The 18,871-nt window shown below is 63.5% G+C and carries 18 protein-coding genes; 10 read left to right on the top strand and 8 right to left on the bottom strand.

All coding sequences use genetic code 11. The annotated features are described in order from the left end of the window. Positions 1–20: 20 nt before the first annotated feature. A complete protein-coding gene (locus tag BBD46_RS14925; protein ID WP_071402494.1) occupies positions 21–1,397 on the bottom strand; it encodes a geranylgeranyl reductase family protein in 1,377 nt (458 codons plus the stop codon). A 142-nt stretch (positions 1,398–1,539) separates the two neighbouring features. Next, positions 1,540–2,286 (bottom strand): proteasome assembly chaperone family protein, encoded by a 747-nt coding sequence (locus BBD46_RS14920; RefSeq protein WP_071402493.1) that lies wholly within the window; start codon positions 2,284–2,286, stop codon positions 1,540–1,542. A gap of 266 nt (positions 2,287–2,552) precedes the next feature. Between BBD46_RS14920 and BBD46_RS14915 the strand changes: the two genes are divergently transcribed. Together BBD46_RS14915 and BBD46_RS14910 are read left to right on the top strand one after the other, a co-directional pair. Continuing rightward, a complete protein-coding gene (locus BBD46_RS14915; RefSeq protein WP_071402492.1) occupies positions 2,553–3,461 on the top strand; it encodes an RsmB/NOP family class I SAM-dependent RNA methyltransferase in 909 nt (302 codons plus the stop codon). Then, positions 3,461–3,985, top strand: a complete 525-nt coding sequence (locus tag BBD46_RS14910; protein ID WP_071402491.1) for a DUF7122 family protein — start codon at positions 3,461–3,463, stop codon at positions 3,983–3,985. Before BBD46_RS14915 ends, BBD46_RS14910 begins: the two co-directional genes overlap by 1 nt. A gap of 60 nt (positions 3,986–4,045) precedes the next feature. Here BBD46_RS14910 and BBD46_RS14905 read toward each other — a convergent pair whose 3' ends face one another. The 3 genes from BBD46_RS14905 to BBD46_RS14895 all read right to left on the bottom strand — a co-directional run bounded on the left by BBD46_RS14905 (position 4,046) and on the right by BBD46_RS14895 (position 6,694). Next, a complete protein-coding gene (locus BBD46_RS14905) occupies positions 4,046–4,225 on the bottom strand; it encodes a hypothetical protein (protein ID WP_006167031.1) in 180 nt (59 codons plus the stop codon). 156 nt (positions 4,226–4,381) lie between these two features. Beyond that, complete coding sequence (locus BBD46_RS14900) at positions 4,382–5,089, bottom strand: hypothetical protein (protein ID WP_071402490.1); 708 nt, start codon at positions 5,087–5,089, stop codon at positions 4,382–4,384. Between the two features lie 72 nt (positions 5,090–5,161). Continuing rightward, a complete protein-coding gene (locus tag BBD46_RS14895) occupies positions 5,162–6,694 on the bottom strand; it encodes a DUF790 family protein (protein ID WP_071402489.1) in 1,533 nt (510 codons plus the stop codon). Between the two features lie 134 nt (positions 6,695–6,828). Here BBD46_RS14895 and BBD46_RS14890 point away from each other — a divergent pair, with 134 nt between their 5' ends. From BBD46_RS14890 to BBD46_RS14880, 3 genes are all read left to right on the top strand, one after another. Next, complete coding sequence (locus tag BBD46_RS14890; protein ID WP_071402488.1) at positions 6,829–7,686, top strand: mechanosensitive ion channel family protein; 858 nt, start codon at positions 6,829–6,831, stop codon at positions 7,684–7,686. Between the two features lie 143 nt (positions 7,687–7,829). Then, entirely contained in the window at positions 7,830–9,005 is a 1,176-nt protein-coding gene (locus BBD46_RS14885) for a PQQ-like beta-propeller repeat protein (RefSeq protein WP_084777775.1), read from the top strand. A 146-nt stretch (positions 9,006–9,151) separates the two neighbouring features. Continuing rightward, on the top strand, positions 9,152–9,424 hold the full coding sequence (locus BBD46_RS14880) for a HalOD1 output domain-containing protein (protein WP_071402487.1): 273 nt from the start codon (positions 9,152–9,154) through the stop codon (positions 9,422–9,424). A gap of 5 nt (positions 9,425–9,429) precedes the next feature. On the opposite strand, the gene BBD46_RS14875 is transcribed toward BBD46_RS14880, so the two are convergent. Beyond that, on the bottom strand, positions 9,430–11,061 hold the full coding sequence (locus tag BBD46_RS14875; RefSeq protein WP_071402486.1) for a DEAD/DEAH box helicase family protein: 1,632 nt from the start codon (positions 11,059–11,061) through the stop codon (positions 9,430–9,432). Between the two features lie 148 nt (positions 11,062–11,209). Here BBD46_RS14875 and grpE point away from each other — a divergent pair, with 148 nt between their 5' ends. Both grpE and BBD46_RS14865 read left to right on the top strand, forming a co-directional pair. Beyond that, positions 11,210–12,457, top strand: a complete 1,248-nt coding sequence (gene grpE, locus BBD46_RS14870; RefSeq protein ID WP_071402485.1) for a nucleotide exchange factor GrpE — start codon at positions 11,210–11,212, stop codon at positions 12,455–12,457. Between the two features lie 220 nt (positions 12,458–12,677). Further along, entirely contained in the window at positions 12,678–13,844 is a 1,167-nt protein-coding gene (locus BBD46_RS14865; protein WP_071402484.1) for an SPFH domain-containing protein, read from the top strand. Between the two features lie 78 nt (positions 13,845–13,922). Here the strand turns inward: BBD46_RS14865 and BBD46_RS14860 are convergent, their stop codons facing one another. Continuing rightward, positions 13,923–14,804: an alpha/beta fold hydrolase gene (locus tag BBD46_RS14860; RefSeq protein ID WP_071402483.1), complete on the bottom strand. Its 882-nt coding sequence runs from the start codon at positions 14,802–14,804 to the stop codon at positions 13,923–13,925. A gap of 85 nt (positions 14,805–14,889) precedes the next feature. Here BBD46_RS14860 and BBD46_RS14855 point away from each other — a divergent pair, with 85 nt between their 5' ends. Both BBD46_RS14855 and BBD46_RS14850 read left to right on the top strand, forming a co-directional pair. Continuing rightward, entirely contained in the window at positions 14,890–15,540 is a 651-nt protein-coding gene (locus tag BBD46_RS14855) for a helix-turn-helix domain-containing protein (RefSeq protein WP_071402482.1), read from the top strand. A 189-nt stretch (positions 15,541–15,729) separates the two neighbouring features. Next, the gene (locus tag BBD46_RS14850) at positions 15,730–17,550 is read left to right on the top strand and encodes a YcaO-like family protein (protein WP_071402481.1); all 1,821 of its coding nucleotides are present in this window, start codon (positions 15,730–15,732) and stop codon (positions 17,548–17,550) included. 127 nt (positions 17,551–17,677) lie between these two features. Here BBD46_RS14850 and BBD46_RS14845 read toward each other — a convergent pair whose 3' ends face one another. Further along, entirely contained in the window at positions 17,678–18,253 is a 576-nt protein-coding gene (locus BBD46_RS14845) for a hypothetical protein (RefSeq protein WP_071402480.1), read from the bottom strand. 104 nt (positions 18,254–18,357) lie between these two features. Between BBD46_RS14845 and BBD46_RS14840 the strand changes: the two genes are divergently transcribed. Next, positions 18,358–18,843 (top strand): cupin domain-containing protein, encoded by a 486-nt coding sequence (locus tag BBD46_RS14840; RefSeq protein WP_071402479.1) that lies wholly within the window; start codon positions 18,358–18,360, stop codon positions 18,841–18,843. The last annotated feature ends 28 nt before the right edge of the window (positions 18,844–18,871 follow it).

Below are 18,871 nucleotides of genomic sequence, written 5' to 3'. Positions count from 1 at the left end.
GCAGTCTCCCGCTAGTCCGGTTAGTACTTCGGCTCAGCGCCGCTGATATCGTACACTCGATCCAGCACGCTATCGCGCTCCGAGCGCCAGGCGTCGAAGTGGTCGGGGCTGTCCGGGTAGCTGTCGTAGACGCCCTTGAGCGAGCCGGCGGCCTGCTGGACCTTGTAGAGGTCGTAGAGCGTATCCCAGTGGCCGAAGGTCTTGATCAGTGTTTTGAGTTTGAGCCCGAGACTCATATTGGCAGTCCCCTTCTTACCGATCGCATCGACGAGCTGTTGGCCCGGCATCGCCGTGAGGACCGAAACGAGGTCGTCCAGTTCCTGTGCGGTGCCGAAGATGTTGTAGAGGTCCATCGCCGCGAAGCGCTTGCCGAAGTCCGTCTGGACGCGCTGGTTGTACTCCCAGAGGGCCGCCTCGCTCACGTCGCCGTCGGAAATCGCGTCGACGGCGATCTTCGCCGCCCAGTGGCCACCTTTTGCGGCACCTGGAATACCACCGCCGGTACACGGGTTGACGTGCCCAGCCGCGTCGCCGACGGCCACGTAGCCGGGGTGGACCGCCGAGTCGTACGGTCGGCGGGTCGGGAGGGCGGCACCAAGCTTGTTCTTCACCGTCGCGTCCTGGAACTCCTCCCGATTGGCGATGTCGTCTTTGAGCGCGTCGACCAGTTCCATCGGCTCCTGACTCATCTGGAAGCCCAGTCCCGCGTTGATCTCCGTCGCCGAACGCGGGAAGTACCAGAGGTAGCCCAGTTCCTCAGTCGGCTTGAAGACGAGCGCGTCGTCCCACTCGACCGGCTCTGGCACCTCGAGTACCTCGCGGTAGGCCGAGCAGAACTGCGAGTAGTTGACGTTGGTGTCGAACGACGACGCCGAGAGGTCCGCCTTGTCCTGCAACACCGAGAGCGCACCCGCGCCGTCGATGACGATTTCGGATCGGTACTCGAGTGCCTCGCCGTCCCTGATAGCGGTCACACCCTCGACGGTGCCGTTCGGCTGGATGACGTCGTTGACGACGGTGTTGTAGTGGATGTCGACGCCGGCGCGGTCGGTTTCTTCTAAGAGGATCTGACCGTACTTCCAGCGGTCGACGACGCCGCCGGTCTCGTTGAACGGAATCTCGAGACGCTCGCCACTCTGTGGGTTCTCGAAGATGGCGCGTTCGATTCCCTGATTGGTGAACGCCTCGTCTTTGAGTCGCTCGCGGTCGAGCACGTTCGGGAAAGAACTCTTCCCCTTGATGCCGTCCCCACAGGCGATGTAGCCCCCTTCCTCCTCGCTCTTGCGCTCGAGAAGGACGACGTCGAGCCCCTCCTTGGCGGCGGTCGTCGCAGCGAAGCAGCCGGCAGTCCCCCCGCCGACGACCACGATATCGTAGGCCTCGGTAGCCGAAGTCATCTCTATTCCCGCTAAAGGGTGTCGGGAATTAAAAATACGTGGGAACTGTTTTGATGCCGCTGGGACGACGGAATAGGGTGATTGTCGCCTCCGTCGGGGCAGAAATCGCTGCTTCTGGAGTCACTGTGTCTACAATTACGCTCTACTGATACATCCGAAGCGGCTGCGCCTGCGTGCTCTGTTCCTGACCGACCGCCTGCATCTGTTGTGCGAGCTGCTCTCGTTTCTCACGGATATCCTCGGCGTGGTCGACGAGTTCCTGCACGTCGACCGAGAGATCGGCTACGGGTGCGATAGCGTCCTCGAGAAGCACGCTCGCTGCCTCTGGGTCGGGGAACTGCGGGCTGCATTCAACGACGAGTCCGAGGCTGTCGTAACCGGCCTGCGCCGCGTGGTTGATGAGCGCGCCAGTGGGGCCGGTGACGACACCATCCTCCGGTGGGACGTCGATCTCGCGGTCCTCGAGGAGATCTGGTGCGCTACCCGTTCCGATGCCGTAAAGATCCGGTCGCTCGCCGTTGTCCCGATCAGCCGGTAATCCGCTCAGGTACAGCGGCATCGCGTCGTAGTCGATAAGCCAGCTCGTTACGCACTCGGCGACGTTGTCGAGCGCTTCCGGTCGGATTGGCGCGTCGCTTTGCAGTGCGAGCAAGTCGTGCTCCTCGCTGACGTAGAGCCGTACGGGTGGCCGAACGGTTCGGTCACCACTCCGGTAGACGCCGATACGAGGCAGCCCCTGGCAGTGGACGCTCGCGTAGTAGCGCATATCGAACTCGTCGACGAGATGGTCGGTTGCGATTTTGCCGACAAGTCCGATGCCGGGAAAGCCCTCGACGAAGGTGGGGTCATCGAGGTCGGCCTCCGCTCCCTGCAGACTGATTCGTGCCATGTGTTGGCAGACTCCGCGAGTGGGCATAAAAACGACGACGCTGTCGGCGACCGAAGCGGACGGCTCGAGACGGGGCGGGTGGTTGGGGAGCGGGGACGAGGATCGGGAGCGGGAGTGGTGAGGAGTGGGTGCGGTGGCAGGGACGAGGAGTGGAAGTGGAAGTGGGAGTGGGAGCGGGGGTGAGGACATAGATGGGAAGCAGGGACAGGGCAACGACGGCCCGGCCTTCGAAACCCACAAACGCCGGGCAATCAAATCGAAGACTAATGGAGCCATTCGAGCGGTACCGACCGATCATCGACGACTTCGAGGCCTTCCTCGGCGCCTGCGAGCGCCCGCTCGGCAACGCCGTGCGCGTAAACACGATCAAGGCTTCCCCCGAGCGAGCGACCGCCGCACTCGAGGAGGACGACGTCGCGTACGAGCAGGCCGAGTGGAACCCGCGCGTGCTACGCCTCGAGACGGACTCACCGGGCTCGACGTGGACCTCCTTTCACGGCTTTACTCACGGTCAGGAGGAAGTCTCGGCGGTCCCGCCGGTCGTCCTCGATCCCCAGCCCGGCGAGCGCGTCTGGGACTGCTGTGCGGCCCCCGGCGGGAAGGCAACCCAGCTCGCCGCGCTGATGGACGACCGAGGAACGGTCGTCGCGAACGACAACAACCTCGGACGCATCTCGGCGCTGCGGTTCAACGCCGAGCGCCTCGGGGCGACCAGCCTCGCGGTGACGAACGACGACGCGCGAAACTACTCCATGAAGCGATTCCCGTTCGACGAGTTCGACCGGACGCTCGTGGACGCGCCCTGTTCCTGCGAGGGAACGATTCGGAAGAATCCTGACGCGCTCGACAACTGGTCGGAGGGCCACATCGACACGATAGCGGGCATCCAGAAGGGCATCCTCCGCCGAGCGATCCAGACGACCCGCGAAGGTGGCACCGTCGTCTACTCGACGTGTACCTTCGCGCCGGAGGAAAACGAGGCCGTCGTCCAGCACGCCATCGACGAGGAGGACTGCCGCGTCGTCGACTTCGACCTCGAGCTGGAGCACGCACCCGGCCTTACCGAGTGGCGAGACGAGACGTTCGATCACACACTCGAGCAGGCCGCGCGGATCTACCCACACCACAACGACACCGGCGGCTTCTTCGTGGCGAAACTGGAGGTGACCGCCTGATGAGCGACACCGCCGACGACCTGCGCAAAAACGACGGTCAACAGTTCGGCCGCCTCCCCGAAACCGACGCCGACCGAACCGTCGAGGGCCGCGTCAGCCGCGCTGCCGTCGTCGACTACTTCGAAGACCGGTTCGCGATCCCGCCCGAGACCTTCGACGACTACACCTTCTGGGAGAAGGGCGCGGGCAAGATCTGGCTCTACAGCGGCGAGGCCGACTCGCCGCTCGAAATCGAGGCTATCGGCATGACCTGTCTGCGAACCCGCCAGGAGCACTGGAAGCCCACGACGGACTTCGTCCAGCGCTTCGGCGCACACGCCAGCGAGTGCGTGATCGATCTCGACCGCGAGGCCGCCCGCCGGTTCGCTGCCGGCGAGGACCAGGAACTCGAGTGGGACGGCGATTGGGGATACCTGATCGCGGCCCACACCGTTGCGGGCGAGCGCGAACCGCTCGGGATTGGACTGTACGTCCACGGCGAACTGCGATCGATGGTACCGAAGGGGCGACAGCGAGAGTTGTAGTCCCCGTTCGAATCGGTCGCTGTAGCCGGACAGCCGTTTTCAGTGTGACGCTGAGCAGCCTCAGGCCAGATCGAACTGCGCGTAGTGTCGCACCAACTCGAACAGCCCGTAACAGGCGATCAGGAGGCCGAGCGCCAGCAGGAACGCCCGCGCAGATCGAACAAAGAGGTAAAGTTCCGGCAGGAATCCAACGAGTGCAACCGCCGTGCCGGCAGCGACGAACTGGAATTCTCGTCTCATCCGTTACAGTCCGTTCTCACAGCGGATTGAAATATTACTTTTGGTGATCGGATCGGGGTCTTCGACCCTGACAGAATCCTTGAGATGGTCGTCGATGGCTCACTTGTACGCTGGACACGCTTCCGAAGAATGCGGGACACGGACCCGTCGCACCCACTACCGGAGTGCGCCCACCAGCGACCGCGCCGTCCCCGGCCCGTTCTCGAGTACCGCCCGCGGAAACCGACGCCGAGCGCCAGCCAGGGCGTACTCGAGTGCCCGCGTTGCATCGTCGAAAATGCCGGTTCCGTGACCGACGATGACGCGGTCGGGTTCGTACTCGCGCAGCGAGTGGGGCGGGTCGAGTCGGAAGAAGAGTTCGAGGCCGAGGCGTTCGTCGTCGACGAGGAAGGGGTCCGCCGTGCCGATCGATTCGGGGGTGTATAGCGTCTGGTGATTGTCCCAGTAGAGAATCGCCTCGTCCCAGAGCGGGATCGGCTGGCGGCGGACGACCTCGACGACGGGGTCGAACGAGTCCGCGTAGCGCTCGATCGGGGCCGTCGTTCGGTCGTCGACGCGGCCCATCCACTCCGGGATGGTGATGGGAACGTCGTACCGCCGCGCGAACTGTTCTGCATCGCGCGTGTGCCAGCACGAACAGATTGCGACGCCGGCGACTGCGGTCTCGTGTTCCTCGGCGAGATCATCGATCAGGTCGTCGACGCCGGGTGCCCAGAGCGGATCGAGGAGCCAGACGCCGGCCTCGCCGACGACGGCGTGACTCGCCCGCTGACCGAGTTCATCAGGGTGAGCAAGCCAGCCGACGCCGTCCTCCCAGCGGTCGATTTCTTGGAAGCCGCTGGCTGCCTGTCGTTCGTATGCCATATCTGTGGGTGCATGCGAACGGTAATAGCAGTTTGCGTCAGCGACGACGGGGAGGCGGACAACTGACGCGCCTCAGCGCTCGACGACCGTCCCGCCGCTCAATCCCTCCCACTCCACGCGGTAGCCGAGCGCGGCGAGCACTGCGCTGGCGTCCGTCAGATCGGACTCCTCGAGAACGGATTCAGCTTCTTGGAGAGTCATGCCGACCTCCATCTCGTCGCCGACGGACTCGAGTACCCGCGGGCGAACGAGCGTGCGGCCGACGCGGTCGTGCTCGGGGAACTGCGTCTCCGCAAAGGCATCGGTGCTCACACCGTGACGACTGGCGAGGGACTCGAGTGCCACGACATCGTCGTCGGGGGTGAGTTCGGCCGGCAGTTCGGCCGCGCTTTCCTGGACCAGGTCGGCCTCGTACTCGCGGAGCACGTCGACGACGGCTTTGACGCGGACGGTCCCGGAATAGGGAATCGCGCGGTGGTCTCGCGTCTCGATTGCCTCGCCGACGCCAAGCGAGTCGTCGACCGCGACGAGGAGGTCGACGTCTTCGAGGGACTCGAGTTGGTCGAGTTTCTTCTGGACGTATTCGGGCGTCCAGAATCCCATAATTTCGAAGTAGAGCCGGTACTCGCCGTGGGCGTACTCGAACGCGAAGTCGGGAATCATCACCCGCGTGCCCGTTGCGAGCGGTTCGGGTTCACGGACGAGATTCCAGTCGAGATCGAGTTGCGTGAAGCGGGCGGCGAAGTCGGATTCGACGCCGCTGTCGAAGGTCACGTCGGCGACCGGTTCGGCGTCGGGGACCGTGACCGGGTCGTCGTGGGAGAGCGAGAGCGTCCGCTCGGTACCGCGGTCGTCGATGGTCGCCTCGAGGTGCCAGGCCTCGGCGCTCGCGACCGTCCGCAGGAAGCGCGCAAAGCGGGTGCCGTACCGTCGCGTCGCCCGGAAGAGGTGTGTCGGTCCGGTGACGACGACCTCGCGGTCGCTCGCGAGACTGGCGGTTGACCCGGCCGCCGCATCGGGGTTCCGGATTTCGTACATCAATCGCAGCCGTTTGATCGCCGAGACGAGCGCCTTCGGATCGCTCGATCTGACCCGCAGTTCGGTCGCGTCGAACAGCGCCGTCTGGGCCAGCGAGAGGTTGTACTGCGCGAGCAGGTCGTCGGGGCCCCAGCGCGAGGCGACTTCGGTGAGGACCTGGCGCTCGTCTAAGTCTGCGTAGAGAGTGGACTCGAGTGCGTCCGCCGACACGCCGAGCGATTCGCCGGCCCGGATGAGCGCCATAGTACGCTCGTCGTCGGTAACGACACCGACGGCGTCTGCGGCCTCGAAGACCGCGCGGCGAGCGCGTTCGGGGTCGACATCGGCGTCGGTTTCGAAGGTGGATTCGCGTTCGAGCAGCGCCGAGAGGCCGCGAACGAGTTTGAAGTCGTCCGCGTTCCGTTCGAGGTCGGTGAGGGCGTCCTCGAGGTCGCCGCGCTGCTGGTCGACGTGTCCCTGGTAGGTACCGATGACGCGAGCTGCGAGCGGGCGGTGCTCGCGTGCGGCGAACTGTGGGTAGAAGCCGCCGCCGGCGCGGGAGACGCGCAGCAGGTCCTTCGTCAGCATTTCTAGCTAGTACTGGGAGCGACGGGGGCAAAAGTCACGCGACCGGCCCATCGTGTTTCGTGGACTCAAAAAGAGTCTTTTAGGTGACCTTCCATTGGCGAGACGTGATAGCACAGCAGCTGCCAGTCGGTTCGATGAACAGTGTCCCGGCGGTCGACGAGTACGTGCCGGCGCTCATCGGCGCGGTAGTGACTGCCGCCATCTTCGTCGTCGCGTTCGTGGTGCTCTACTGGGTTGGAAAGGCACTCTTGCTCAGTCTCACCGAGCGGTCACTCGAGAGCCGCGGCTTCAACGAGGGGCTGATCTCGCTCGCGCGAAGTATCGTCACCGCGCTCATCCTGCTCGGGTCGGTCGCAATCGCGGCGACGGTCGCCGGCTTCGGCACGATTCTCGTGGCGCTGTCCGCGCTCGGTGGTGCCGTCGTGTTGGCAGTCGGGTTCGCCGCACAGGACCTCATCGCCAACTTCGTCGCGGGAGTCTTCATCGTCAAAGACGAGCCGTTCACGATCGGAGACATCGTCGAATGGGACGACAATCAGGGCGTCGTCCGTGACATCCAGCTCCGGGTGACACAGCTCGAGACGTACGACAACGAACTGGTGACTGTGCCGAACTCCGAACTCGCCGACTCGGTCGTCGTGAATCCGTCCAGAAACGGGCTGCTTCGCGTCTCCTACGACTTCGGCATCGGCTACGACGACGACATCGGCCAGGCGAGATCGGCGCTCATCGAGGAGGCCGAACAGGTGCCGGGTGCGCTCGCAGAGCCCGAGCCGTCGGTCGCCGTCACCGACCTCGGTGACTCTGCGGTCGTCCTCACTGGACGATTCTGGATCGATCCTGCAGAACACCGCCCTGCTGCCGCACGAACGGCCTACATCGAGGCCGGCAAGGAGCGACTCGACGCGGAGGGGATCGATATGCCGTACCCGCATTCACAACTGACTGGGTCCGTGACGGTTGCGGAACGGACGGAGACCGAGACTGCCTGACAATCGCCGCACCGCGACGACGTTTTGCTGTTCTAGTGCTCATCTTTCGGCCCCCCGTCAGAAGCGCTGTCTGATCGACACAGCCAGACTGGTTCCGCCCTTCACCTACTGTTTTAATTGGAAGAGGAACGAAACGATAGAAAATGCCCTCCTATACGCGCCGTCGGGCGCTCACACTACTTGGGGCAGCCAGCGCTGGCCTCGCTGGCTGTCTCTCTCGTGACACCACATCCGGCGACCTCGGCCACGTCACGGGCGAGTGGGCGGTCGACGGAAGCGAACCCGGCCGAACTCGTTCGGTCAGTGAGATACTCGCTGAGCCGGAGGCAGTCTGGACGACCGAACTCGACGATGTACGGGCGACTCGAACACCGTCGATGGTCGATGAGCGGCTCTACGTTCCAGCCGATGCGGTTTCTGATCGTGCGCGACACCGGTTCCAGTTGCACGCACTGGCGACAGAAACTGGCGAAGAGCGCTGGCGGGCCTCCCTTCGCTCGGATCCAAACGCGTCCCCAGCAGTCACCAGCGAACGGGTGATCGTCAGTGCACAGCGCGAGCTCGAAGCGGGACGACTCGTCGGGTTCGAACGGCGCGACGGCGACGAACGCTGGCTCTACGATATCGATGCACGGGTGACCGCCTCGCCGATGGTCGACGGCGGGACCGTCTATCTACCCGACTGGAGCGGCTCCGTTCACGCGCTTTCGGTAGCCGATGGTTCTGTTCAGTGGTCTCGTCAGCTCGGTGATGACGAGTCCAGTCGAACGTTTTCCAAGCCGGTTGCCGTTCACGACGAAGCGTTGTTTGCGGGCGCTCGCTCGGGCCGTACCGGTGTTCTTGCCGTCGATGCTGCGACTGGGAACGAGCGCTGGGCACGTTCTACTGCTCCTGTGATCGCAGGCCCAGTCGTCGATGACGACTTGGTCGTCGTCCAGGCAGAGAGCGTCCTCACAGCGTTCGAACCGAATGGAACTGAGCGCTGGACGTTCAACGTGGTTGATGACTACTGGGAAACCCCGCTTGCGATGGACGATGAGCACATCTACGTCTCGACCGTCGACACACTCTACGCGATTACCCGAGATGGCGAGCGCGGATGGGAGTACGACCTCTCTGAGCGGAGTGGCGGTCCGCCGACCGTCACCAGTGACGAGGTGCTCATTTCTGAGGACGGAACGCTAACGGCGCTCGCACGAACGGACGGCGAACCACGATGGAGTCTCGAGACGGACGGGAACAGAGACGTCGTCGCGGTACCGGATGCGGTATTCATGCGCGAATCGGGCGGACGCATAACTGCACGTAGCCCGGAGTGAAACAGTGTCTCCCGGAGCGAGATCGGTGGGAGTTTTCAATCTGACTGGGCGCACAACTGTTCACAATCAAACTGGTCAGTATCGATGTCTCTCAGTCCAGATGTGACTAATACCTATACCATCCGTTCGCATCAGTCAGTGGTGCAATGTCCGACCAAACCGAACGAGAGATCGTTCGCCGAGAACTGGATCACTCCGCCCCCAATCCTGCGGTTCAGATCGCAGAAATCGTTGCTGAACTCGAGAACACCGAACCCACACGCCTCCCGACGATGTACGACTGCGTAGACGGAATGCTCGACAATCTTTTTTCACAGCCGCCCTCGGCGGAGGCACAGATGGCAGTCGAGTTTAGCTACAAGTCATACCGGATTACGGTCGAACAGGATGCAACTGCCACGTTCGTCAAAACCGGGTGAAACCATCAGGACCGGCGTTCGGCGGCGTTTTCTTCCGAGGTATTTGCACTGATGACCTCGTAGAGAATCGCACGGCCGGCACGGGCCGCAGAAATTTCCGCTGGAGATTGGTCCGTACTCGAGTCCAATTCGTCACCAGTGTCACCGGCCTCCTCCGAGCCACCAGTTTTCGGCCGCAAAATCCGACCAAGTCGCTGGGTAAACTCCCGTTCGCTGCCGCTGCCCGAGAGAACGACCGCCACGTTGGCGTCGGGAACGTCAACACCTTCGTCGAGGACGTTTGAAGTCGCGATACGCGTGTAGGTCCCATCGCGGAAGGACTCGAGTAGCGCTCGGCGCTCGGCGGCACCGGTCTGGTGGGTGATCGTCGGGATCAGGAAGCGTTCGCTCACGTCGTACGCGAGGTCGTTGGACGCGGTGAAAACGATGATCCGATCGTTGCGGTGGCGATCGAGAATGTCCTGCAGGGCGTCGAGTTTCGCCTCGCTGCCGCGGGCGAGTTCGCGGGCGCGCTGGCGGGCCAGTAGCGCCTCGCGAGCCGCGGGGTCGTTCCCGGATCGTTTGACGAGTTCCTGGTAGTCAGAACCGCTTTGCATGCGGATGTTTGAGCGAGCGAGATAGTTCGAGAATACGTTCTGCTTCTCCTCGTATTCCTCGCGCTCGGCTGGTGTGAGCGACACCTCGAGTCGCTTGACGTCGTAGGCTGCGAGATGGTCGCCCGCCAGTTCGTCGACATCGACGCGGTGGACGAGCGGGCCTACGATTTCCTCGATGATTTCGTGGGCCTCGTCCGGCCGTTCGAACGTCGCAGTCAGTCCGAGGCGGGCGGGTGCGGCGAGTAAGCGAGCAATCTCGCGGTAGCCCTCGCCGCCGAGGTGGTGGACTTCGTCGAAGACGACGAGGCCGAACCGGTCACCGACCGAATCGGCCTTCAGATACGCCGAATCGTACGTCGAGACCGTGATCGGCTCGCGGCGCTGCTCGCCGCCGCCGAAGCGACCGACCGCACAGTCGAACTCGGACTCGAGTTCGCGCTGCCACTGCTCGAGTAAGTCGATGGTGGGGACGACGACGAGCGTCGGGACGGCGAGACGTTCGATCGCCTTCAGCGCGATGACGGTCTTGCCGCTGCCGGTGGGGAGTTCGAGAACGCCGGCGGGTGCGCGCTTGACGGCGGGAGTTGGCTCAGCCAGGTCGGCCCACCGGTCTGTCTCCAGCCAGGACTCGAGTGCCTCGCGCTGGTACGGCCGGAGTTCGTACGCCGAGTGGAGGCCAGCGGGGAGGTCCGGAATGTCGAGAACTCGGTCGTCGATGTCGACACCGGTGTCGGAATTATCATGGACATCGCCATCACCACCACCATCGACAGCAGCGGCCTCATCCGCAGCCGAGACAGCACATAGTGCCCGTCGGATTGCGGCGTACCGAAATGCTGGTGTACGGACGGTGTCCGTTCGTCGATCGTACTCGAGTTCGAGGTCCAAGTTGAGCGCGCGCTCCGCGACATCATCTCGAAGCGACTCGACGAACGTGTTCTCGCGTGCTTCGAGTCGAATCGTTCCGTCCTCGTATCGGAGTTCGATCGGTGTGGAGTCCGAGGTTCGACTCACGGACGGTGTTCGGGGAGAGAGGTACATATACTGTTGGATGGGGAGAGGCTGCTTGCGCGGCCGACCAGCGCTGTTCGGGGTGTGTAGTGGGGACCGCGCCACATCACAACCCAATAACCTATCGAGTCAGGCGGCGACCTCAACCCTTTTAGTATCGCTGTTCGTTGACCCGAATATGAGTGACGACGAGGGCACGAACACGCCAGCCCAGGGTGTCCCGTCCGAGGACGAATCCGCCGAGACGGCGGCTGACGAAGACGTTGCGTCGGCCGTCGCGGAAGCCGAATCCGAATCGGCGGAGACGGAGTCGGAACCGGACACAGAGACTGCCGATACTGCAGACGAGACTGCACCGACGGAGTCTGCCGCGGAGACGGACGCAGACGACGCGGCCGACGACTGCAACTCGGACGCACCAGCATCGGACCACGAGTCAGGCGAATCGGAGTCGACCGAGTCAGCCGAACCAGCCGAGTCGACTGCTAACGAAACGTCGACAGACGGGACGGACGCTGTGGCCGAACAGGAGGTGGACTCCCAATCGGAACTAGAATCCGGACCCGAATCCAAGCCCGAGCCTGGATCCGAACCCGGACCTGACGCTGACTCTGCCTCTGACTCTGGTTCAGAGGCAGAGACAGGTACGGACACGGACACAGACCAAGACCCACCCTCTGACGCCCAGCAACTCGTCGACCGCCTCGCAGAATACGACGAGGACCTCGCACAGACCATCGACACCGTCGTCAGCCAGGCACAAGAGCTCTCGAGCACCGTCGAGCATCAGCGCGCCGAACTCGAGGACTTGACCGAACGCGTCGAGGCCCAGGCCGAGACGATCGGCGAGTTGCAGGACGAACTCGACGCGCGCGAGGAGGAACTCGCGGCGAAAGAGGAGGAAGTCGAGGACCTAACGAGTCGCCTCAAGCGCAAGCAGGCGGACTTCCAGAACTACAAGAAACGCGCGAAAAAGCGCCAGGACCAGATCAAAGACCGTGCGACGGAGGATCTCGTCGAGCGCCTGATCGGCGTTCGAGACAATCTGAAGCGCGCGCTGGAGGAAGGTAGCGACGATGTCGACGGTCTCCGGGACGGCGTCGAAATGACGCTGCGCGAGTTCGACCGCATTCTCGAGGACGAGAACGTGTCCGAGATCGATCCGGATCCCGGGACGGAAACCGATCCGCAGCGCCACGAGGTGATGATGCAGGTCGACAGCGACCAGCCGGAAGGAACCATTGCGGACGTCTACACACCAGGCTACGAAATGGGTGAGAAGGTTATCCAGAACGCGCAGGTGACGGTCTCGAACGGCGAGTTAGCGACTGACGAGGGCGGAGAAACCGACTCCGACACTGACGACAGTGGTGATGGTGACGACGCTGGAAGCGGTGACGACACGGCCGACAGCCAGTCCGCGTAGTCTCGGGATTCCGACTACCCACTGACTACCTACTGATCACCCACTGATCACCCACTGACTACCCAGTCGTTTTTGCCCACGCTGTGATGGGGTGCTGTTCCATTTTGCTTCAGTTACTTTCAGCACTGCCAACCCGTTCTAGTGCCGGCTCCAGCATTGGCGCGGTCCCATCACCACGCCAAGAGTTATTCGACCAGCGTCCCTAGGATGACTACTAGTCATGTTGTCAATCGGTAACATAATACAAAACGCGACGGTCGCTGCGCCGCTCCAGGTGCAACTCGAGGACCCGCTGGTGCTGGCGGGGGCGCTCCTCCTCGTCCTCGTCGTGGTCACCGTCTGGTCGATGGTCGAGATCGTCGACGCATACGACAGGGGTGCGCTCACGATCTTCGGCGAGTACCGCAAACTCCTGGAACCGGGGCTGAACATCGTTCCGCCGTTCGTCTCGCGTGTCTACATGTTCGACATGCGAACGCAGACGATCGACGTGCCGAGTCAGGAGGCGATCACCCGCGACAACTCGCCCGTCACGGCCGACGCGGTGATCTACATCAGGGTGATGGACGCCACGCGAGCGTTTCTCGAAGTCGACAACTACGAGAAGGCGGTCTCCAACCTCGCCCAGACGACGCTGCGCGCCGTCATCGGCGACATGGAACTGGACGACACGCTCAGCCGCCGCGAGATGATCAACGAGCGAATCCGCCAGGAACTCGACGAACCGACTGACGAGTGGGGGATCCGCGTCGAGAGCGTCGAAGTCCGCGAGGTCAATCCCTCGCCGGATGTCCAGCGCGCGATGGAGCAACAGACCTCCGCAGAGCGCAAACGCCGCGCCATGATTCTCGAGGCGCAAGGTGAGCGCCGCAGCGCCGTCGAGAAGGCAGAGGGAGACAAGCAATCCAACATCATCCGCGCACAGGGTGAAAAGCAGAGCCAGATCCTCGAAGCACAGGGAGACTCTATCTCGACCGTCCTCCGTGCTCGCTCCGCCGAATCGATGGGCGAACGCGCCGTTATCGACAAGGGGATGGAAACGCTCGCCGAGATCGGCCAGGGTGAGTCCACGACCTTCGTTCTCCCGCAGGAACTCTCCTCGTTGGTCGGACGCTACGGCAAGCATCTCTCGGGAAGCGACATCGAACAACAGGACGGCCAACTCGAGAGCCTCTCGTTTGACGACGAGACCCGCGAACTGATCGGCCTCGACGATATTAGCGAGATCATTGGTGAGATCGACGAGGAAGCCGAGATGGACGTCGAAGCGATGGAGCAGGAAGCCCAGGCGATCAAAGAGGGGGAGGATATGGGCGCTGAGACGGGTGAGACGATCGACATTGCAGAGACGCGTCAAGATTCAGATTCGGAACCGGATCAGTCCTGACCTCGCTCGTCGCGTCGCTGCCTTTTCAAAGACGGTCCGTTCAGAACCGGGACTGTGCGTCGTGCTTCGACGTTCGACTCAGTCGAGGAGCCGGCCTCGTCGCCGGAGAAGCGTCGTGAGGTGACCACCGGTGGCATCAATCTCGAGCCTCGCATTAGGGATGCTGTCGACCAATTGGCGAGCGGCATCGATCGGAACGTTCTCGTCTTCGGCCCCGTGCCACAGGCGGATTGAACGATCGACATCCGCGAGCGGGATGTCCCAGTCCGTTGTGAACAGCGCCGATTCTGTGATCACGCCGCGGGGCGGGATGACGGCCTCGAGGAAGTCCTGTTTGATGAGTTCGGCCTCGCCGGCGGTGAGCGCTTCACGTTCGTCTGCCGTCGTATACTGCGAGACGACGAGCGACGGCGCACTCCGACTGACGAGCCATGACTGAAGTCTGAATAGCCCGGACAGGATCGTCGGCGTGCTCATCGCGAGCGCCCCGAGGAGACGGTGCGTCCAGGGCGGTGACGGGGAGAACGACGGCGGTGCCGTGCCGGAAACGATGTCGACCTCGCCGACGAGATCACTGTGGGTTGCAGCGAGGGCGAGCGCGTGCGGACCACCACCGGAGAACCCGACGATGTCTGCCCGAGAGATGCCGGCGTCCTCGAGAACGACTTCGAGCACGGCTCCCGTATCGACTAGCGTGCGCTCTGGCCAGGGACTCGAGTTCCCGTATCCCGGTCGGTCTGGAGCCAGAAGGCGTACGCCACGGTTTCGCGCTGCCGTGTCGAACAGTCTCCCGAAGCACCGCGAGCCTGGCGTGCCGTGGAGGAACAGGACTGGCCGTCCGTCGACCGACCCGTACTCTGCGTAGGAGAGGGTACGTCCGTCATCGACCGAGACTGTTCGCTGCCGGCCTGGTTCTCCGGGGAGATCGACCGCCGATGACGCAGAACATCGTTCGCTCACTAGGACTCGACTATCGCCGTGGCTGTGAGATCGTTTTCCCGCACTGGTCCGGTTTTTTATATGGATCCTATCGAATCAGTAGCGTATGAAACGCGCCACCATACACAGTCGGTATCCCGAATCGATGGCGCACCCAATCCACCGTCGCCTTGCGGACGCGAACGAGGTGTCTCGCGCAGACCTCCTCATGTGGGGGCCGATGGGAACCGCAACCACACTCGCCTGGTACGACGGGAAGCCGGAAGCGGTCGCCAACCTGCTTGCACCAGTCGAGAGTATCTCCGTGTCAGACCTCGTCCCCGGTGACGACGGCACGTACGCTTTCGTCTCACAGACCGAGTTCGAACTCGACCCGGCCGTCCTCGAGGTGCTTGCCGATTCCCGCGTCGTGTTTCTTCCGCCGGTCGTCTTTCGTGATACGGGCGTCGTTCGGTTCGAAGCCGTCGGCAAACCGACCTGCCTCAGCGACTTCTACGCTGAACTTTGCGACGTACTCGAGTGCGACATCGTTCGAGTCCGTCCGTTCGTCAGACGGGCATCACAGGCTGAGCTGACGGCGCGACAGCGTGCCGCTCTGGAAGCCGCCATCGATGCCGGCTATTACGATGTCCCGCGAACTGGTTCTATCGCGGATGTTGCCGCCGAACTCGAGTGTTCTCGGAGCACTGCGGGCGAACTAGTCAGAAAGGCTGAATCGGGTGTGGTCACATCCTCCGCGGAGTTACGTGATCCGTAGCACCGGGTACCACAGCCTCCTTCGCATTGTGTCCGGGGCGAACCGTACTATCGCCGCTCTTGAAACGATTTCCACACCGATCACACCGTCATCTGGCCGTCGGATATGGAAACACTTCCAAGAACGACGATAGCAGCGCGCGTCGACGATGAGCACGACACTTTTGCCCGCCGCCTGTGAGATGCAGGTATGCACGTACACGTCGTCGCCGACGATCCGGTCCGCGCGGCGCTCGTCGCCGCGCTCGGAGATGTCGACATCACCGTCGAGAACGCCGAGCCCGCAGACCTCGACGATGCCCGATTCGCCATCGTTAGCGACGTTGCCGGCGCACAGACGTTCGAGCAGGCCAACGAGGCAGCCCTCGCTGGCAACACGCCCTGGGTCGCCGTCGAAATCGGCGGCGTTGGCGGCCGTCCCCTCCCCGCCGTCGACGCCGCAGTTGCCGGCTTCGCACCGGCGTCCGGCCCCGGCGTCGGCTGCTACGACTGTCTCCGGACCCGCGTCGCAGCCGGACTCGAGTCGGACGCCGACACGAACGCGACCGACACAGCCGGCGGCCGCCCAAGCACCGACCGCTCCACTGCCCGCCTCGCCGGCGCGCTCGCCGGCCGAGAGTGCATCCGCATCTTCTCGGGTGAGGAGCAGTCCGTGATCGGCCACGTACTCGAGTTACCCCACGTCCGTCGGCGGGTGCTGCCGGTCCCGGGCTGTGTGTGTGCGTCGGGCGAACGCGACCGGGCGCTCTCGCGGGACGACGACGCGCTCGGACTCGATGCGGCGGTCGAACACGCAGAGCAGGCGATCGACGACCGGGTCGGGATCGTCAAGTCGATCGGCGAGATCGAATCCTTCCCCGTCCCCTACTATCTCGCGACGAGCGCGGAGACGCGCGGCTTCAGCGATGCGAGCGCGCCAGCACAGGCTGCGGGCGTCGCAGACGACTGGAACGCGGCGCTGATGAAGGCCGTCGGCGAGGGACTCGAGCGCTACTGCGCCGGCGTCTACCGGGACGACGAGTTCGTCCACGCGAGCGAGGCGGACCTCGACGACGCAGTAGCGCCGACGGAACTCGTGCGGCCGAACGATGCGCCCACGTACGACCCGTCGGCTGAGCACCGCTGGGTGCCCGGCGAGAACCTCGCGACCGGCGAACAGGTACATCTCCCTGCCGCCGCGGTCCAGTTCCCACAGCCTGGCGAGTCGCTGGTTCCCGGCATTACGACCGGCCTTGGCCTGGGTTCTTCAACCGTCGACGCGCTCCTGTCCGGCCTGACAGAGGTCATCGAGCGCGACGCGACCATGCTCGCGTGGTACTCGACGTTCGACCCGCTCGGGCTCTCGGTCGACGACCCGACGTTCGACGTGCTCGAGCGCCGCGCGCGAAGCGAGGGGCTCACCGTGACGCCGCTCCTTGTCACCCAGGACATTGACGTGCCAGTCGTCGCGGTCGCAGTGCATCGAGACGACGGAGGCGACGAGTCCAAAGACGATGCCTGGCCCGTCTTCGCTACCGGTTCCGCCGCTGGCCTCGATGCGAGCGCCACTGCCGTCTCGGCACTCGAGGAGGCCCTCCAGAACTGGATGGAGTTGCGCAATATCGGCCCGGACGAGGCGGCCACGGCGTCGGGTGCGATCGGCGAGTACGCCGCCGCGCCACTGTCAGACGCCGCGCGCTCGTTCATCGATGTCGAACAGACGGTGCCTGCAGCCAGTGTCGGCTTGACCGACGGTGGAGAGGATGACAGCGAGGGCGAGGATCTGCCCAGCGGACGCGACCAACTCGAGTTGGTCGTCGACCGAGTGCAGGATGCGGGGCTGACGCCGTACGCCGCGCGGCTCACGACGCGAGACGTGGCTGCGGCGGGCTTCGAGGGAGTTCGCGTCGTGGTTCCGGGTGCACAACCGCTGTTTACTGGTGAGCCGTTCTTCGGTGAACGAGCGCGGCGTGTTCCAGCGGAGATGGGGTTCGAGCCGCAGCTCGACCGAGCGTATCATCCGTACCCGTGACTACGCGAGTCGTCTGACACTGACGCTGTCGCTTTCGACCCGAGCGGAGCGTTCGGGATCGATACTGCGGTGCCGACGGAGATCCAGCAAGTAGCTCCGTGGCTGGTGGTAGGCTTTGCGAGGGCAGTTACGAGTCAGAATCGGAGTCAGAACTGGTGTCGGAGCCAGAATTAGCGTCGGAGCCAGAGTCAGAATTAGTGTCGGAGTCGGATTCTGTCTGATTGTCCGGGAGTTCCGACTCGTCCTCGAGTTCCCCTGCTGTCTCGTTGTCGATCGTTTCGTTCTCCGTTGGCTCTCCATCGGAATCGCCCCGCTGGACCTCGATCACGAGGTCGTCGTCGTGAATTCGGACGGAGACCAGCATCGTCTCTGGGGTAACAGAGACTTCCCTGACGTCCGCCTGTTCTTCGTCCGTGCCGTCGTATCGCACGAACCGAACGCTCTGGGTGGTCGCCTCGAGGTGGGGCGGGCTCACTGTCTGGTCCGGCGTGACGGTGTAGCTCTGGTCGTAGGTTTGACGACCCGCTTGCTGGTCGTACGCTTCGATCTCGATATTGTGCGACCGTTCGGCCTCGCTGTGAATCTCGATGGGGATGATGCCCTGGAAACTCCCCTGAAAGTGCTCCTCGACGGCATCGACACAGCCCGCGAGACCGACGGTGGCGAGGACGCCTGCGGATCGGAGTGCCGTACGGCGGTTCACACACGCGATTCGGGACCGAGCAAACGTATGTGTTACCTTTCGCGAGCCACCGCCGCGTGTGAACCCCACCCAACCATTTTACCACCGAGCGCGAATAGCAGGCTATGGAGAAAGTCTCGATCGACGAGGTCGACAACGAAACGAATCCGATGGGCGTCCACTCGGTTCGACGACCGATCTCGGCGGCGCTCGGCTTCACGGATTTCGCGATGAACTATTTCGAACTCGAGCCCGGCGAATCCTTTTCGGGCGGCTATCATACCCACCACGACCAGGAGGAGGTTTTCTACGTAGAGGCTGGAACGGCAGCGTTCGATACCGAAGACGGAACGGTGACGGTCGAGTCTGGCGATGTGATCCGCTTCGCACCGGGTGAGTTCCAGCAGGGGTACAACCCTGAAGACGCCGACGAACGGGTTGTTGGCTTCGCGTTCGGTGCACCGGGCGCACAGCACGAGTGGGACCAGATCGAGTCACTGGTTCACTGTCGGGTCTGCGAGGACGAACGAGGCCACGGGCTCACGATTACCGATGACGGTGCGTTCGAACTCACCTGCACGGACTGTGAGAACTCGTTCGTGCTTGGCTGAGTGGTACTCGAGACGCGGTTGCGGAGAG

The sequence above is a fragment of the Natrialba sp. SSL1 genome (genome assembly GCF_001861355.1).
Lineage (GTDB): Archaea > Halobacteriota > Halobacteria > Halobacteriales > Natrialbaceae > Natrialba.
This window is presented reverse-complemented; position numbering and strand designations above follow the sequence as displayed.

Bases quoted from the DNA above. Each gene is read 5' to 3' on its own strand.
- BBD46_RS14850 (WP_071402481.1), top strand. From the start codon at position 15,730: ATGCACGTACACGTCGTCGCCGACGATCCGGTCCGCGCGGCGCTCGTC.
- BBD46_RS14865 (WP_071402484.1), top strand. From the start codon at position 12,678: ATGTTGTCAATCGGTAACATAATACAAAACGCGACGGTCGCTGCGCCG.
- BBD46_RS14905 (WP_006167031.1), bottom strand. From the start codon at position 4,225: ATGAGACGAGAATTCCAGTTCGTCGCTGCCGGCACGGCGGTTGCACTC.
- BBD46_RS14890 (WP_071402488.1), top strand. From the start codon at position 6,829: ATGAACAGTGTCCCGGCGGTCGACGAGTACGTGCCGGCGCTCATCGGC.
- grpE (WP_071402485.1), top strand. From the start codon at position 11,210: ATGAGTGACGACGAGGGCACGAACACGCCAGCCCAGGGTGTCCCGTCC.
- BBD46_RS14895 (WP_071402489.1), bottom strand. From the start codon at position 6,694: ATGCTGACGAAGGACCTGCTGCGCGTCTCCCGCGCCGGCGGCGGCTTC.
- BBD46_RS14910 (WP_071402491.1), top strand. From the start codon at position 3,461: ATGAGCGACACCGCCGACGACCTGCGCAAAAACGACGGTCAACAGTTC.
- BBD46_RS14855 (WP_071402482.1), top strand. From the start codon at position 14,890: ATGAAACGCGCCACCATACACAGTCGGTATCCCGAATCGATGGCGCAC.
- BBD46_RS14925 (WP_071402494.1), bottom strand. From the start codon at position 1,397: ATGACTTCGGCTACCGAGGCCTACGATATCGTGGTCGTCGGCGGGGGG.
- BBD46_RS14920 (WP_071402493.1), bottom strand. From the start codon at position 2,286: ATGGCACGAATCAGTCTGCAGGGAGCGGAGGCCGACCTCGATGACCCC.
- BBD46_RS14915 (WP_071402492.1), top strand. From the start codon at position 2,553: ATGGAGCCATTCGAGCGGTACCGACCGATCATCGACGACTTCGAGGCC.
- BBD46_RS14885 (WP_084777775.1), top strand. From the start codon at position 7,830: ATGCCCTCCTATACGCGCCGTCGGGCGCTCACACTACTTGGGGCAGCC.
- BBD46_RS14840 (WP_071402479.1), top strand. From the start codon at position 18,358: ATGGAGAAAGTCTCGATCGACGAGGTCGACAACGAAACGAATCCGATG.
- BBD46_RS14880 (WP_071402487.1), top strand. From the start codon at position 9,152: ATGTCCGACCAAACCGAACGAGAGATCGTTCGCCGAGAACTGGATCAC.
- BBD46_RS14900 (WP_071402490.1), bottom strand. From the start codon at position 5,089: ATGGCATACGAACGACAGGCAGCCAGCGGCTTCCAAGAAATCGACCGC.
- BBD46_RS14875 (WP_071402486.1), bottom strand. From the start codon at position 11,061: ATGTACCTCTCTCCCCGAACACCGTCCGTGAGTCGAACCTCGGACTCC.